This window comes from Streptomyces sp. NPDC039424 (genome assembly GCF_055639495.1).
Map to the genome: position 1 here is coordinate 1 of NZ_JBVKAI010000053.1, position 1,044 is coordinate 1,044.

Sequence of the window (1,044 nt, forward strand, 5' to 3'; positions counted from 1 at the left end):
GCGGCGGAGACGGCTTCGCCGCCGGTCCATATCTGGTGGACGTGGGTGAGGCTTTGGGGTGCGTGTTCGGCGACGACGTTGAAGAGGGAGCTGGTGAGCCACAGTGCGGTGATGCGTTGATCGACGATCACTCGCTGGAGGGTGTGCAGGTCGAGGTCGCCGGAGGGTGCGACGACCACGGTTCCGCCGTTGAGGAGGGGGACCCATAGTTCGTAGGTGGAGGCGTCGAAGGCGGCGGGGGAGTGGAGGAGCACGCGCCGGTGTGCTTGTGGGTCGAAGCGGGGGTCGAGGGCGAGTGCGGTGACGTTGCGGTGGGTGACGATCACGCCCTTGGGGGTGCCGGTGGATCCGGAGGTGTACATCACGTACGCCGCGTCCTCGGGATCAACGGCCACGCGGGGTGCCTCATCGCACCCGTTGTCCGACCCGGCATGCTCGATGACGAGCAAGTCCACCTCGCAGGCGGCGAGTTCACTCTGGGATTCCTCGTCGACCAGGATGAGCGAGGCGTCGGTCTCGGTGAGGACGAGGCGGATGCGTTCGGCGGGGTAGCGGGTGTCGAGGGGGATGTGGACGGCGCCGGCCTTCATCAGCGCGAGTACGGCGATGACGGAGTGTGCGGATCGCTGGAGGAGGACGGCGACGGCGTCGCCGGGGCGGATGCCGCGGGCGATCAGTTGGTGGGCGAGGTGGTTGGCTCGGGCGTCGAGTTGCGCATACGTGAGGGTCGTCTCGTCCGTGACGACGGCGGGGGCGTCCGGTGTCTTCGTGGCTTGCTGGGTGAAGAGTTCGGCGAGTGAGGCGTCCGGCAGTGGCAGGGCGGTGTCGTTGAAGTCGACGACGGTCCGCTGGTGTTCCTCGGTGGAGAGGATGTCGAGCTGGCTGAGGGGCCGGTCGGGATCCGACGTCGCGGCCTCCAACAGGCGTACCCAGCGGTCGAACAGGACGCGGACGGTGGGGGCGTCGTAGAGGTCGCTGGAGTATTCGATGGCGCCGGTGATGCCGTGGGGTTGGCCGTGGGGGCCGCGCTGTTCGGCGAGGCTG

1 protein-coding gene is annotated in these 1,044 nt (G+C 68.4%); it reads right to left on the reverse strand.

Annotated elements, in window-relative coordinates; translation table 11 throughout:
* Positions 1-1,044: AMP-binding protein (locus ACZ7L0_RS43950; protein WP_471248197.1), on the reverse strand; the 1,044-nt coding region annotated here is incomplete at both ends.